The sequence below is a fragment of the Cypionkella sinensis genome, assembly GCF_042646385.1.
Classification (GTDB): Bacteria; Pseudomonadota; Alphaproteobacteria; order Rhodobacterales; family Rhodobacteraceae; genus Cypionkella; species Cypionkella sinensis.
In genome coordinates this window covers 991,909-1,007,076 of record NZ_JBHRTO010000001.1, presented here as the reverse complement: position 1 = coordinate 1,007,076, position 15,168 = coordinate 991,909, and the positions used below count along the sequence as shown (strand labels likewise).

Here is a 15,168-nt window from a genome sequence, read left to right as displayed (position 1 = left end):
TCCGGGGCTTTTGCTTGTCTATCTATAGGCCGACAGAAGGAGCCTGCGATGACCCATAATCCGATCCGCCCTTGGCGCAATATCGAGCGGCGGGTGTCGCGGCAGATCCGTGTCGGCAAGGTGCTGGTGGGGGGCGATGCGCCGATTTCGGTCCAGACCATGACCAACACCCTGACCACCGATGTGGCGGCAACGATTGAGCAAATTCAACGCTGTGCCATTGCGGGTGCCGATATCGTGCGGGTGTCGACGCCGGACGAGGGCAGCACCTTTGCGCTGCGTGAGATCGTCAAGGAATCGCCAGTGCCGATCGTGGCGGATATTCATTTCCACTACAAACGCGCGATTGAGGCGGCAGAAGCGGGTGCCGCTTGTCTGCGCATCAACCCCGGCAATATCGGCAATGCGCAGCGCGTGCGCGATGTGGTGCAGGCGGCGAAAGACCACGGCTGTTCTATCCGCATCGGTGTGAACGCGGGCAGTCTGGAAAAGCATCTGCTGGACAAGTATGGCGAGCCTTGCCCGGATGCGATGGTGGAAAGCGGGATGGATCATATCCGCCTGTTGCTGGACAATGACTTCCACGAATTCAAGATTTCGGTGAAAGCGTCGGATGTGTTCATGGCCGCTGCCGCCTATCAGCAACTGGCAATGGCCACCGATGCGCCGATCCATCTGGGCATCACCGAGGCCGGGGGGCTGGTGTCCGGCACGGTGAAATCGGCGATTGGCCTCGGGAATCTGCTGTGGTCGGGGATTGGCGATACCATTCGGGTCTCACTCTCTGCCGATCCGGTCGAGGAAGTGAAAGTCGGCTTTGAGATTTTGAAATCGCTGGGCCTGCGGCATCGCGGTGTGACGATCATCTCGTGCCCATCCTGCGCGCGGCAGGGGTTTGACGTGATCAAGACCGTTTCGGCACTGGAGGATCGGCTGGCACATATCACCACCTCGCTCAGCCTGTCGATCATCGGCTGCGTGGTGAACGGCCCCGGTGAGGCGCTGATGACAGACATCGGCTTTACCGGCGGCGGGGCAGGGTCGGGGATGGTGTATCTGGCGGGCAAGCAGGATCACAAGCTCGGCAATGAGGGCATGGTCGATCATATCGTCGCGCTGGTGGAAAAGCGCGCAGCCGAGATTGAGGCGGCCAATGCCGAGGCCGAAGCTTAGCCCCATAAGGTTTGGCCCCAGAAGGCCAGCCCCGTTCAGATGATCAGAAAATCCTCGGCCCCGATCAGCGTGTGATCAAAGTTCAGCAGCGTGACGCGTGTCGTGCCGAATATCAGCAGCGTGTCGGCACCCGAATCCTGCACGGTGACAGCGCTGAACGGGGTCGATGTGCGGATCAGGTCCAAGCCATTCTGGAAATCTGCAATCACATCCGTGCCGTCACTGCTGGTGAACACAAACAGATCACCATCAGCGCCACCCGTCAGTTGATCATTGCCGGTGCCACCGATCAACGTGTCGCCCCCGGCTCCACCAGATAGGGTATCGTTGCCTGCGTTGCCAATCAGCATGTTATGTGTGCCATTGCCGGTCAGACAATCAGCGCCTGCGCCGCTGGTGATATTTTCGATCCCCACGATCACGTCCAGCCCATAGCCCGTGTCTTGTGCCCGCGTCAGCCCCAGATTGACATTGACTGCGGTTGCGGCGGTGAACACCAGGGTGTCGATATCCGCACCGCCATACAGCGCGTCATTTCCTGCGTCACCGCGCAGGGTGTCGTTGCCTGCGCCTGCGTTCAGCGTGTCATTCCCGCCTGCGCCAAACAGATCATCATTGCCATTGCCGCTGGTCAGCACGTTATCGACGCTGTTACCCCGCAGCACATCCGCGCCGTTGCCGGATTGGACATTCTCAACGGCCGCGATCTGGTCGAAGCCAAGCCCGGTGTTTTGCGCGGTGGTAACGGCAAGATCGACCCGCACCGCGTTCTGGCCGCTGAACAAAGCCGTATCAATGCCCGTTCCGCCGTAGATCAGATCATTCCCCGCATCCCCGCGCAGGGTATCATTGCCATCGCCCCCTTGCAGCGTGTCGTTGCCTGCATTTCCCAGCAGGATATCATTGCCCGCCATGCCCAGCAGCCAATCAACCCCTGATGATCCGGTCATCTGGTTGTTCAGCGCGTTGCCGGTGCCCTTCAGGCCGGCGACAAGCAGCCGCAGATTCTCGACCTCGGCGGCCAGAGTATAGTTGACGGTGACATTTGCGGCATCAATGCCGTTGCCTGCGGTCTCGATCACCTGCGTCGTCACATCGTTGATGATATAAAGATCACCGCCCACGCCGCCCGCCAGCGTGTCATAGCTGCCAAAGTCGCTCAGAATGTTGCCACCGCTGTTGCCCGTGATCAGATTGCGCTGCGCGTTGCCACTGCCGCTGAAGTTTCCGGTGCCGGTCAGCGTCAGGTTTTCGACATTGTCGTAGAGTGCCAGCGTCATGGTATCGGCGCTGAACACCGTATCGGTGCCGCCATCGGCCAGTTCGACGACGTAATCAAGCAGAGTATAGGTGTAGGTGCGGTGGACGACATAGCTGTCATCGCCCGCGCCACCGACCAGCGTATTGATGCCGCCACGGCCATCCAGCCAGTTGGCGTCGGCATTGCCCTCAAGGCGGTTGTCCAGCACATTGCCATAGCCAGAGGCAGCCCCGGAAGCGGCAGTGAGCACCAGATTTTCAAGGTTGTAGCCCAAGGCGTAGGAGCGGTCGCTGATCACCGTGTCATTGCCTTCGCCCCAAAGCTCGACCACTTCGGCGTCGCCGTGCAGCAGATAGGTGTCGTTGCCGGTGCCGCCTGCCAACAGATCGGCAATGTAGTCGATATTGCCGTTGCCGCCTGCATCCAGCCGATCATCGCCCGCGCCGCCGTAAAGCGCATCCGCTCCGACGCCGCTGATCAGCGTATCAGCCCCGCCGCCACCTTCAAAGCTGATGCGCGCCTGATCACCCAGCGTAAACGCATTGCCCGCGCGCATCGTATCGGCCTCGGCGGTGCCTACGAAACGCTCAATGCTTTGCACGTTGTCGATGGCTTGAGTGGAGACGGTGCCGTCATAATAATCGGTGTAATAAAGCGTGGCGCGGCGTTGGGTCAGATCGACATCGACATGATAGGCGCCCGTGCCGGTAAATGCGTAATCAGCATAGCTGGTGGTATCAAAGCCCGCGCCGCCATCAAGGCTGTTGGTGCCCAAGCCACCGATCAACGTGTCATCACCATTGCCACCGATCAGCGTGTCATCACCGGATGCGATGTTGAGATCGCCTTGAGCCGACAGATCGGCATCGCCCCACAGGATATCATTGCCATCGCCGCCATCAATCTGGTCGCTGCCACCCATGCCATACAGCCTGTCATCGCCACCAAGGCCCGCGATGTAGTCATCGCCACCTGGAGCATCGCCCCAATCGCCATAAATGATGTTGGCCGATCCGTTGCCCGAATAGGCTTCGCGCCCATTCGCCCCCTGAATGTTCTCGATCACGCCGGTAAACTGCACCGGTGTATAAACCAAAAAAGGATCGGTCTGCATCCATTCCGCATAGGCGCGACCTTCCTGAAAGGTGGTGGTGGTCAGGAAGACACGCACGGCATAATTGCCGGTGTTGATGGCCGCTTGGCTGATCGTGCGCACGGTTTGCAGCGTGATCCAATCCTGCCCCGTGCCGTCATCGGTCACATAGCGCGTTCCCGCCGCAACAAGTGCGTCAAAATCATAGACGTTGTCTGCCATCTTCGGCCTCTGAGCTGGTCATTGCAAAATTAGTCGCCCGCAGGCGTTTGAATATGCAAAGACTAGCCGTCGGTTAGCCTCGGGCAAGTGACAAATCAGGTCAGGAAATCAACTTTTGCGTTCTTGCGCCACGATCTGCTGCATTCCATCCAGCGGCACATAGCCACGCAGCATCTGGCCGTCGATCACGAAAGTCGGGGTGCCGCTGATCGCCATCTTGTCGCCAAGCGCCTGATTTTGCGCGATAACGGCGCTGACTTCGGGCGAGCCCATCTTGGCCAGCACCGCTTGCACATCAAGCCCCAGATCAGTGGCAAGACGCCCCAAAGTGCTGGCATCGGGCGTCCCGCGCAGGGTGATCAGTGCGTCATGGGCTTTCTTGTAGGCGTCATTGCCATGCAGTTGCAGCACGGCGATGGCAAAGCGCGCCGAGGTGACCGAATCCTCGCCCAGGATCGGATATTCTTTCAGCACAAGGCGGATATTGCCGTCGGCTTTCACCAGATCCTCGACCTCTTGATAGGCCTTGCGGCAATAGCCGCAGCGGTAATCCATGAACTCGACGACAGTGATATCGCCATCCGGGTTGCCACCCACCCACGAGGCCTTGTCGGCAAACAGATCAGCCTTGTGGTCGATCACCAACTGCTTGTCATTGGCCTGTTCAGCTTGCGCCTGACGGTCTTGCAGCACATTCATCGCATCGACCAGCACTTCGGGGTTTTCCAGGAGGTAGGCTTTCACCTCGGCGCGGAAGGCTGCGCGCTCGGCCTCTGTCATCGACTCCAGCCCCTCGGCAAAGCTGGGGGCGACGAGGGCGCAAGAGAGCAGGGCAGCAAGAATGGGCAGGCGTTGCAGGAACGGGCGCATCGGGGAAACCTCGGGGTGGGCCGGACGGGTCGGCCGGGGTTGACGAACGCCTTCTAGGCGACACTATTGGCGGCAACAATAGGGGCAGGGCGATGGATAGATCAAGCCGGGGTCAGGTTGATCCCTTCATTGTGATGGATATGGTCGCCGAAGCCGCAAGGCTAGAGGCGGCGGGTCAGCGGATCATCCATATGGAGGTGGGCCAGCCATCTACCCCGGCTCCGCAGGGCGCGATTGCGGCGCTGTCGGCGCGGATGGGGACGGATGCCTTGGGCTATACGGTGTCGCTGGGCATTCCCGAACTGCGCGCAGGGATCGCGGCATTATATCAACGCTGGTATGGGGTTACGCTGAACCCCGACCGGGTGATCGTCACCGCCGGATCTTCTGGCGCGTTTCTGCTGGCCTTCACCGCGCTGTTTGAGGCAGGCGACCGGGTGGGCATGGGCGAGCCCGGCTATCCGTCTTACAGCCAGATCCTGAAGGCGCTGTCGCTGCAGCCCGTGGGAATTGCGACGCGGGCACAGAACCGCCTGCAACCAGTGCCTGCTGATCTGGACGGTGTGAATATGAAGGGTCTTATCGTCGCCTCACCGGGCAATCCGTCAGGCACGATGCTGTCGAAAGACGCGCTGGCGGCGTTGATCGGATATGCGCATCAGCGCGGCATCAGCTTTGTCTCGGACGAAATCTATCACGGCCTGCATTACGGCGAGCGTGCGCATTCGGCGCTGGAAATCAGCGATGATGTCTATGTGATCAACAGTTTTTCGAAGTATTTCAGCATGACCGGCTGGCGGGTGGGCTGGATGGTGGTGCCCGAGGATCACATCCGCACGGTTGAGCGGCTGGCGCAGAACATGTTCATCTGCGCACCGCATGTCAGCCAGGTGGCAGCACTGGCCGCGCTGGATTGCATTGATGAGATGGAGGCCAACCGCGCGGTTTACGCCGAGAACCGCCGTCTGATGCTGGAAGGCCTGCCGCGTGCGGGGTTTGACAAGATCGCACCGCCAGATGGCGCCTTCTACATCTACGCCGATGTCAGCGCCTTCACCGAAGATTCATTGGCCTTCGCCCGCGACATCCTGCACAACGCCGGGGTAGCGGTGACGCCGGGCTTGGACTTTGACCCTGTGCGCGGGCGGCAGACCCTGCGATTTTCTTACGCGCGCGGGACTGCTGATATCGTTGAGGGGCTTGCACGGCTGACGGCGTATATGGGGCAGAGTGCGGGCGCCTCCGGCGGGAGTATTTAGACCAAGATGAAGGCGCTTTTCGGTCTTGTTTTTTGGATATGTGCGCTTGCCTTGCCAATGCAGGCGCAGCAACTCTCTGGGCTGGCGAAGTTTCAGCCGGGAGTGTCCGAGATCGTGGATGCGGGATCGGGCGTGCAAATTGATCTTGGCCTGTCGCAGGCAGTGCCGTGGCGCGTGCGGGTGCTGGATGATCCCGCGCGATTGGTGGTCGATTTCCGCGAGGTAGATTGGACGGGCCTTGCCGATATGCCACAGGCCAGCGATGCGGTTGTCGCGATGCGGGCGGGTGTGTTCCGCCCCGGTTGGTCGCGGCTGGTGCTGGAATTGGCCGCCCCCATGCAGGTCACATCTGCCGAGATGCGCACCAAGGGCGCGGTCGGCGTGCATCTGCGGCTGGAACCCATCACCGAAGCTGCGTTTGCCGCCCTTGCAGCTTTGCCCGAGCCTGCGGAATGGACCCTGCCGCAGGCGGCGGTGTTGCAGCCCGCACCGAAGAAACCCGGCAAGCTGGTGGTGGTGCTGGACCCCGGCCATGGCGGCATTGATCCGGGGGCGGAGCGCGACGGGCAGAACGAAAAGACCTTGGTGCTGAAATTTGCCCGCGAGTTGAAAGAGGCGCTGCTGCGCGATGGCGGCTTTGACGTGGTGATGACGCGCGACGAGGATGTATTCGTTCCGTTAGAGACCCGAATTTCGATTGCGCATCAGGCTGGGGCCAGCGTTTTCCTGTCGCTGCATGCCGATGCGATTGCCGAAGGCGATGCGGTGGGGGCGACGATCTATTCGCTGGCGGCAGATGCCAGTGACGAGGCCTCGGCGGCATTGGCGGAACGCCACGACCGCGATGATCTGTTGGCCGGGGTCGATCTGAGCCAGCAGGATGATCTGGTCGCCGAAGTGCTAATGGATATGGCGCGCACCGATACCAGCCCGCGCACCGAGCGTCTGGGCATGGCGCTTGAGACCGCGATCAAGGCGCAAGGCGTGAAGATGCACCGCCATCCGCGCCAGCAGGCGAGTTTCTCGGTGCTGAAATCGGCGGATATCCCCTCGATCCTGCTGGAACTGGGGTTCTTGTCATCGGAACGCGATCTGAAGCGGCTGAATGATCCGAAATGGCGTGAAACGATGGCGGCGGCGGTGGTCTCTGGCCTCAAGGCCTGGGCCAAGCAGGATGCGGGCTTGCAGGCGCTTCCCTTGAAGTGACGGCGGCACTTCGCCCGTGATCAAAAATCGCAGCGGAGTGTTTTGACCTTTCCGCCCACCCGCGTGTATAAGCGCGCGTGCGCGGGCAGGGTGCCTGTCGCGATTGCGGGAATGACAAGCGTGCTCAGGTTTATCGGCTCTTTCTTCGGGGGCATTTTCACGACGATCACGCTTGGTCTGTTGTTCGGGGCGCTGACCTTGGGCGCAGTGTTCTGGATGTATTCGGCTGACCTGCCGAGCCATGACAGCCTTGCGCAATACTCCCCCCCGACGATCAGCCGGATTTACTCTGGAGAGGGCAAGATCGTTGACGAATTTGCCAAGGAACGTCGGCTTTTCGTGCCGATCGAAGATATTCCGGTGCTGGTGCGCGATGCCTTCATCTCGGCCGAGGACAAGCATTTCTACACCCACAAGGGCTATGACGTGCAGGGCATGATCTCGGCGGCCTGGGATGCGATCAAATCGGGCGGCCGCAATGCGCGCGGGGCCTCCACCATCACCCAGCAGGTGATGAAGAATTTCTTGCTGGATGGCTCGCGCTCGGTGGAACGCAAGGTCAAGGAATTGATTCTGGCATCCCGGCTGGAGCAGACCCTTTCGAAGGATAAAATCCTTGAGCTTTATCTGAACGAGATTTTCCTTGGCCAGAACAGCTATGGTGTAGCCGCTGCCGCCCAGACTTACTTCAACAAATCGCTGGATCAACTGTCGCCCGCCGAGGCCGCGACACTGGCCTCGATGCCAAAAGCGCCCAGCGACTATAACCCGGTGACGCAGAAAGAACGGCTGACCGCGCGGCGCAATTATGTGCTGAACGAGATGTTACAGAACGGCTACATCGACAAGCCCACCTATGAAGAGGCCCGCAATGAGCCTTTGAAATCGGTGCAGAACGGCGATTATCCGGCGTTCCGCGAGGCTTTGCCCCCGCGCGATTACTTTACCGATGAAATCCGCCGGCAACTGTCGGGCACCTTTGGCGAGGAAGAATTCTTCGGCGGTGGTCTGTCGATCCGCGCCACCGCCGACCCCGAACTGCAAGAAATCGCCGCCACCGCGCTGCGCCGGGGCCTCGAGAAATACGACCGCAATCAAGGCGTATGGCGCGGCACGGGCAAGACCCTGCCAACTGAAGTGTTGGGGGATGAGGCCGCATGGCGCAAGGCTCTGTCCGAGGTCAAGGATATGCCGCGCGATGTGACAGGCTGGCATGTCGCTGTGGTGCTGTCTTTGGGTGAAAAGACCGCCGAAATCGGCATCGAGGGCGTGGATGGCACCCAAGAAATTCCCGCGACCGACGTGACTTGGGCGCGCAAGCGGCTGGAGGGCGGCAAGCTGGGCAAGAAAGCCCGTGTGCCTTCCGATCTGGTCGACGTGGGCGATGTGGTGATGGTGCGGCAGATCACCGACGACAAGACGGGTGAATTCGTGCGTTGGTCTCTGCGGCAGGTGCCCGAAGTGCAGGGCGGTTTCATGGCGATGGACGTGAACACGGGCCGCGTCATGGCGATGCAGGGCGGGTTCAGCTATCAGGCTTCGGTGTTCAACCGGGCCACGCAAGCCACACGGCAGCCCGGCTCCAGCTTCAAGCCCTTCGTCTATGCAGCGGCTTTGGATTCCGGCTTTACCCCCGCCACCATCATCGTTGACGCCCCGATCGAGGTGGAAACCCCGCAAGGGCTGTGGACGCCGAAAAACTCGACCAACAAATTCTACGGCCCCACGCCGATGCGCACCGGGATCGAACAGTCGCGTAACCTGATGACCATTCGAATCGCGCAGGAAATCGGCATGCCGCTGGTGGCGACCTATGCCGAAAAGTTCGGTGTTTACAAACCGATGCAGCCGTTCTTGGCCAATGCCCTGGGCGCGCAGGAAACCACGCTTTACAAGATGGTCGCAGCTTACGCGATGTTCGCCAATGGCGGCGAGCGGGTAGAGCCGACCTTGGTGGACCGCGTGCAAGACCGCTATGGCAAGACGATCTATCGCCACGATCAGCGCACCTGCGAGGATTGCAACTCGCCGCGCCTGCCTAAGGGCGAGGGCGTCAAGATCGACAGCAACCGTGAGCGCGTGATGGATGCGATCACTGCCTATCAGTTGACCTCGATGATGCAAGGCGTGATCCAGCGCGGCTCGGGCACCGGCGTCAAGCTGCCGGTGCCGGTGGCGGGCAAGACCGGCACGACCAATGATGCCAAGGACGTGTGGTTTATCGGCTATACCTCGAATACGGTGGCGGGGTGCTACATGGGCTTTGACCAGCCGCGCACCCTCGGGCCGGGGGCGTTCGGCGGCACGTTGTGCGTGCCGATCTTTCAGGAATTCATGAAAGAAGTGGTCAAGCGCCGGGGTGGCACCGCGTTCAAAGTGCCGCCGGGTGGTTACTTCCAGAACATCGACCGCTTTACCGGCGCGCTGCTGGGCCCGGATGCCTCGGGCTCGAACGTGGTGGCCGAATACTTCCGCGAAGGCGAAGAGCCTTTGTTCGCCTTGGGCGAGGTGATCGACGGCGGTTTTGCCATGGGCTCGAACCTGCCGCTGTTTGCCAATGGCGAAAGCGATGCGGGGGGCGCGGATACCGTGACCACCTCGGATGGTCAGACCAAATCCGTGCCGAAGAAGGCCAATTTCGGCACGCTATCCTCGGGCGGGCTGTATTAGCGGCGCTTGCCGCTTGCAGCCGACCGCGCTATCACCGCCGCCAAATACCGATCTGTTAAGGACTCCGCCTCATGCGCACCGAGACGCAATACAATGTCGATGCCATCACCAAATCCCTCCGCCTGCTCGGTCAACGGATGGATTGGGAGACGGCTGCGCATCGGTTGGAAGAATTCGACGCGATGATCGAAGCCCCCGATCTGTGGAATGACCCCGCTAAGGCGCAAAAGCTGATGCGCGAACGTCAGGGGCTGATCGAACAGATCTCCACCTATAAGCTGATCGAAAGTGGTCTGCGCGACAATGTCGATCTGATCGAACTCGGCGAGGCCGAGGGCGATGAAGAAATCGTCACCGAGGCCGAAGAGGCGCTGAAGGGGCTGGTCGAACTGGCCGGTGCCAAGGAACTCGAGGCTTTGCTGAACGGCGAGGCGGACGGCAACGACACCTTCCTTGAAATCAACGCAGGCGCGGGCGGGACAGAGTCCTGTGACTGGGCCAGCATGTTGGCGCGCATGTATGTCCGCTGGGCCGAGAAAAAGGGCTACAAGGTGGAATTGCAGTCGGAATCGGCGGGCGATGAAACCGGCATCAAATCGGCGGGCTACAAGATTTCCGGCCTCAATGCCTATGGCTGGCTGAAATCGGAATCCGGCGTGCACCGCCTGGTGCGGATCAGCCCCTATGGCTCTGCCGACAAACGCCAGACCTCTTTTGCCTCGGTCTGGGTCTATCCGGTGGTCGATGACAATATCGAGATCGACATCCCCGACCGCGACATCCGCATCGACACCTATCGCTCATCGGGCGCGGGCGGCCAGCACGTCAACACCACCGACTCGGCGGTGCGGATCACCCACTTGCCGACCAATATCGTGGTGACAAGCTCGATGAAATCGCAGCACCAGAACCGCGAGGCCTGCATGAACGCTTTGCGCTCGCGGCTGTATCAGTTGGAGCTCGACCGCCGCAACGCCTCGATCAACGCGCAGCACGACGCCAAGGGCGATGCGGGCTGGGGCAACCAGATCCGTTCTTACGTGCTGCAGCCCTATCAGATGGTGAAAGACCTGCGCACGGGGCACGAGACCTCGGACACCGGCGGCGTGCTGGACGGTGATCTCGACAAGTTCATGGCCGCAACGCTGGCGATGGACGTGGCCGGAAAATCCCGCGCCGAGGCCAATGCCGAGGATTAAGGGTCGCCCTTAATGCCTTGTTGGAAATACATCTTCTCTGTGATCCAGTTCCGCGCATAGTCAGACCCAAAGCGGGGGGAGAAGCATGGAACAACGACAGGCAGAGCGGCCAGAGGTGATGCATGTCGAGGTCAGTGATCTGACGGCGGCCTTGCGGGCGGGGTGGCAGGACTTTCTGGCAGCCCCACATTATGGCCTGCTCTTCGCCTGTATCTACGTGATCGGTGGCTGGCTGATCTACTTTGCCGTTACCGGGGCCGGTCAGTTGTGGTGGACACTGCCCGCCGCTGCAGGTTTTCCGATTCTGGGGCCATTCATCGCCTGCGGCCTTTACGATGTCTCGCGCAGGCTAGAGGCCGGGCTGCCGCTGGATCGCCATGCCACGCTGCTGGTGATCTTCCGGCAGAAAGACCGGCAAATCCCGTCCATCGCGGCGGTGATCGTGGTGTTCTTTCTGTTCTGGAACTTCCTGTCGCATATGATTTTCGCGCTGTTTCTCGGCAATGCGGTGATGACCAATGTTTCATCCTCCTTCGCCGTGTTCGCCACGCCTGCGGGGTTGACGATGCTGGCCGTCGGCACGGCGATTGGTGCGGTGTTCTCGACGCTGTTGTTCTGCCTGACGGTGGTCAGCCTGCCAATGCTGCTGGAACGTGAGGTCGATTTCGTCACCGCCATGCTGACTTCTTGCGCGGTGGTGGCGGAAAGCCCGCTGGTGATGCTGGCTTGGGGGGCGTTCATCGCGACCGCCTTGTTTGTGGCGATGCTGCCGGGCTTCTTCGGCCTGTTCCTTGCCTTGCCGGTGCTGGGCCACGCCAGTTGGCACCTCTATCGCCGCGCCGTCAGTTGGCCTGCCTAAGCGCCCCGTCTTAATCCCCAGGCCGACACCAGCGCCGAGGCCAGCGACGCCGCTGCCGCCAGCACGGCGATATGGGCAAAGCCCACGCCAGTGGCTGCGACATGTGCAGGCGTCGCGGCAATCACACCGAATCCCGGCGTATCAGGGCCAATCGCGCCATACCCCGCCGCCGCCATCCGCCCCATCAGTGCCACTGCAAGCAGGCTTGCCGCCCGCGCCACCGCGTTGTTGATGCCCGAGGCTGCACCCTGATCGGCATCGCTGGCCGAGGTCATCACCACCGTCGTCAAGGGGGCGACCAACAGCGCCATGCCGAACCCCGATAGCCACATCAGCGGCACAGCGCGGGTCCAATACAACGCTTCATGCGCGCTTACGGCCAATCCCGCCTGCGCCAGCGCCACCAGCACAGCCCCCACCACCAGAAACCGCGCGGGTCCCAGCCGGTCGGCCAGCTTGCCCATCCGGGTGGACAGCAGCGCAATCATCAGCGCGCCGGGCAGAAACGCCGCCACCATCGCCAACGCATCCGCCCCCCAGGCCGACACAGCAGTCATCGGCAGATAAAACCCGATGCCGGTGACGGCGAAATACAACAGGAACGTCGCAAGATTGATCGCAGAAAACCTGCGCACCCGGAACATGCTCAGCCGGATCATCGGGGCAGGGCAGCGCGCCTCCCACAGCAGAAAGCCTGCCAGAACAGCAAAACCAACCGCCATCAGCTCCAGCGATTCCCCGGTTTCAGCACTCAGGCCATAGGCGACAAGACCAAAGCCCACCGTCGCCAGACCCGCACCGACAATATCAATCGGCACGCCGGGGCGGCCCGGATCGGGCAAGGCATAGCGCGCCAGCAACCACAGCGAAACACCCCCCAGCGGCAGGTTCAGCGCGAAAATCCAGCGCCAACCCGAAACCGGATCCACCATCAGGCACAACCCGGCCAAAATCGGCCCCGCTGACGCGGTGGCAATCGACGCCGCAGCCCACAGCCCAAGTGCCGCCCCGCGTTCTTCACGCGGAAACGCTTTGCCAATCAACGCCATCGACCCCGGCACCATCAGCGCCGCCGCCACACCCTGCAACCCGCGCGCCACGATCATCGTCTCGGGGCTGAACGCCAGCGCACAGCCCAGCGAGCTGACCGTGAACAGGATGATGCCCAGCCCAAAGCCGCGCGCGGTGCCAAAGCGATCCCCCAGCGCGCCGCCCACCAGAATAAGCGCCGTCAGCGCCAGCAGGTAAATGCCGCTGAACCATTGCGCCTGTGTCAGGCTGGCCCCCAGCGCCGCCCGCATCGCTGGCAAGGCATTGGCTGTCACCGAAGAATCGATGAACCCCATGGACGACGCCAGAATCGCTGCCCACAGCATCGCGCGGCGGTGTTCGGGGGCGCAAATGACAACGGGCACCAGAGATTGCTCTGGTGCCCGCCCTGTCACATCCATGTCGGACATCTGTATAAGTTCAGGCTTCTTCGCTGGAAATCGGGGTCTGCACGATGCGGCTGGCCGGGGCTGCTGCACGGCCCGTCGACAGCGGGTCATCCTGACGCTGCACCGAGCCTTCGAAATGCGCGCCCGATTCAATCGCAATGGTCTTGTGAATGATGTCGCCTTCGACCTTCGCGGTCGAGGTCAGGCGCACTTTCAAGCCACGCACACGGCCAATCACGCGGCCATTTACAACGATATCATCTGCGACAATCTCACCACGGATGGTTGCGGTTTCGCCCACAGTCAACAAATGCGCGCGGATATCGCCCTCAACCGTGCCTTCGACCTGAATATCGCCGGTGGTGCGCAGATTGCCCACCACGGTCAGATCGGCGGAAAGCACCGAAGCCGCCACTTTGCCCTTGGGCGCAGAAGGCGTAAAATCCATCGAGGGTTTGGTCACAGGTGCCTCCGGCGCTTTGGGCTTATCGGTCTCGCCCGCTTTGGGGCCCGGTTCGTTGATGCGGCTCTTAGAAAACATTGCTGGCTGCCTTTATGAAGGTCATCGGATTTATCGCGGATCCGCCGATACGGATCTCGTAGTGAAGGTGAGTGCCGGTGGACCGGCCCGAGTTGCCCATATCACCGATCCTGTCGCCGCGCGATACCCTTTGACCAACTTCGACTCTGATCTGCGAAAGATGGCCATAGCGGGTTTCGATGCCAAAAGCGTGCTGGACCTTGATCAGGCGACCATAGCCGTTTTCCCAACCGGCATAGGTCACAACCCCGTCAGCGGTGCTGTAGATCGGCGCGCCATAATCGCCCGCCATATCCTGCCCCTCGTGACGGCGAAAGCCACGCCCCAGCGGATCATTGCGCCCGCCAAAGCCAGAGGTATAGCGCACAGCGGTTTTCACCGGCATCCCGAACGGTGCCTTGAAGGCGGCAATGCGATACATGTTCATGTTATCAAGGCTTTTCAGAATCGCGTTGGCGCGGGTTTCATCTGCCGACGGCGCCATGCCCGACGTCGACAGCGAAATCGGTGTCAAAGGCCCGCCTTGGCCGCTGTAACCCTTGCGCACCGCCGACAGCAGATCATCCGGCGACAGGCCAGCGGCGCGGAACATCTTGTCCAAAGGTTCGACCGAGACATTCATCGCCTGCTCCAACTGCGCGAAGATCGCGTCGTTGCGGGCTTCAAGCTGTTGTTTCTCCTGCGCGATCTTGTTGGTGCGCGCCTCGGCCTTTTCGGCTTCGGTCTGCATCTGGTCGCGCGCCTGCGCGGTTTCGCCCAAAGAGGCGGTCATCATCTCCAGCGTCGCATCGGCATCCGCCAGACGCTCGGCTTCGGTCCGGCCTGCGGTGGGGGCGGTGGACAGCGAAGCCACCTGTTCGCGTGCCTGATCGCGTTCCTTGATCACGCCGCGCAGGGTGTTCTGGATCACGTCGATCCCAGTCTCCAGCTCGCGCCGCCGATCTTCCGAGGCCAGCAGTCGCGCCTGCATCTGGGACACTTGTGCGAGTGCAAGGTTGAAACGCCCTTGAGCCGATGCAGCCTCGTCCGCACGCAGATCGCGGTCAGCCGACAGATCGTTCAGGCGTTGTTCATAAAGCGCCTGTTGGCGGGCGACCTGCTGACGCGAGGTGCCTGCCGAAATCGAATCGAGCAACAAGATCGCGGTCGCCAGAATCGTCCAGGCCAAAGCCAAAGCGCCAAACACCAGCGCGATGGCTTGGGTGCTCGGGCGCAAGCGGATGAAGCGCGTCTCGGTATCAGATTTCAAAAACAGACGTTGCTCGGGCAGATACCGCTCCAACGTGGTATGAATCCGATAGGTGAGGCGTGTCAGCACAGCGGCGCGTTCCGGTTCTGTAAATGCTCAGGGCAAAGGGCACAGGGCGGGTGAGGGC

11 protein-coding genes are annotated in these 15,168 nt (G+C 61.3%); 6 read left to right on the top strand and 5 right to left on the bottom strand.

What is annotated here, in order from left to right; all coding sequences use genetic code 11:
- Nucleotides 1–48: 48 nt before the first annotated feature.
- A complete protein-coding gene (gene ispG / locus ACFOGH_RS04965; protein WP_380071958.1) occupies nt 49–1,173 on the top strand; it encodes a flavodoxin-dependent (E)-4-hydroxy-3-methylbut-2-enyl-diphosphate synthase in 1,125 nt (374 codons plus the stop codon).
- A 35-nt stretch (nt 1,174–1,208) separates the two neighbouring features.
- Here the strand turns inward: ispG and ACFOGH_RS04960 are convergent, their stop codons facing one another.
- Both ACFOGH_RS04960 and ACFOGH_RS04955 read right to left on the bottom strand, forming a co-directional pair.
- Nucleotides 1,209–3,749: a beta strand repeat-containing protein gene (locus ACFOGH_RS04960; protein WP_380071957.1), complete on the bottom strand. Its 2,541-nt coding sequence runs from the start codon at nt 3,747–3,749 to the stop codon at nt 1,209–1,211.
- A 108-nt stretch (nt 3,750–3,857) separates the two neighbouring features.
- Nucleotides 3,858–4,619: a DsbA family protein gene (locus ACFOGH_RS04955; protein WP_380071956.1), complete on the bottom strand. Its 762-nt coding sequence runs from the start codon at nt 4,617–4,619 to the stop codon at nt 3,858–3,860.
- Between the two features lie 92 nt (nt 4,620–4,711).
- Between ACFOGH_RS04955 and ACFOGH_RS04950 the strand changes: the two genes are divergently transcribed.
- The 5 genes from ACFOGH_RS04950 (at nt 4,712) to ACFOGH_RS04930 (ending at nt 11,812) form a co-directional block, all read left to right on the top strand.
- Complete coding sequence (locus tag ACFOGH_RS04950) at nt 4,712–5,878, top strand: pyridoxal phosphate-dependent aminotransferase (protein ID WP_380071955.1); 1,167 nt, start codon at nt 4,712–4,714, stop codon at nt 5,876–5,878.
- 57 nt (nt 5,879–5,935) lie between these two features.
- On the top strand, nt 5,936–7,084 hold the full coding sequence (locus ACFOGH_RS04945) for an N-acetylmuramoyl-L-alanine amidase (RefSeq protein WP_380071954.1): 1,149 nt from the start codon (nt 5,936–5,938) through the stop codon (nt 7,082–7,084).
- Nucleotides 7,085–7,204: 120 nt separating this feature from the next.
- Nucleotides 7,205–9,754, top strand: coding sequence for a penicillin-binding protein 1A (locus ACFOGH_RS04940; RefSeq protein ID WP_380073969.1), 2,550 nt, complete (start codon nt 7,205–7,207; stop codon nt 9,752–9,754).
- A 71-nt stretch (nt 9,755–9,825) separates the two neighbouring features.
- The gene (prfB, locus tag ACFOGH_RS04935) at nt 9,826–10,953 is read left to right on the top strand and encodes a peptide chain release factor 2 (RefSeq protein WP_380071953.1); all 1,128 of its coding nucleotides are present in this window, start codon (nt 9,826–9,828) and stop codon (nt 10,951–10,953) included.
- A gap of 85 nt (nt 10,954–11,038) precedes the next feature.
- The gene (locus tag ACFOGH_RS04930) at nt 11,039–11,812 is read left to right on the top strand and encodes a DUF2189 domain-containing protein (RefSeq protein ID WP_380071952.1); all 774 of its coding nucleotides are present in this window, start codon (nt 11,039–11,041) and stop codon (nt 11,810–11,812) included.
- On the opposite strand, the gene ACFOGH_RS04925 is transcribed toward ACFOGH_RS04930, so the two are convergent.
- The 3 genes from ACFOGH_RS04925 to ACFOGH_RS04915 are packed head-to-tail and all read right to left on the bottom strand — an operon-like array spanning nt 11,809 to nt 15,110.
- Nucleotides 11,809–13,272, bottom strand: a complete 1,464-nt coding sequence (locus ACFOGH_RS04925) for an MFS transporter (RefSeq protein WP_380071951.1) — start codon at nt 13,270–13,272, stop codon at nt 11,809–11,811. The two genes, ACFOGH_RS04930 and ACFOGH_RS04925, sit on opposite strands and share 4 nt — an antisense overlap.
- Before the next feature lie 10 nt (nt 13,273–13,282).
- Nucleotides 13,283–13,792, bottom strand: coding sequence for a bactofilin family protein (locus ACFOGH_RS04920; protein WP_380071950.1), 510 nt, complete (start codon nt 13,790–13,792; stop codon nt 13,283–13,285).
- Nucleotides 13,782–15,110 (bottom strand): DUF5930 domain-containing protein, encoded by a 1,329-nt coding sequence (locus ACFOGH_RS04915; protein ID WP_380071949.1) that lies wholly within the window; start codon nt 15,108–15,110, stop codon nt 13,782–13,784. Before ACFOGH_RS04915 ends, ACFOGH_RS04920 begins: the two co-directional genes overlap by 11 nt.
- Between the last annotated feature and the right edge of the window lie 58 nt (nt 15,111–15,168).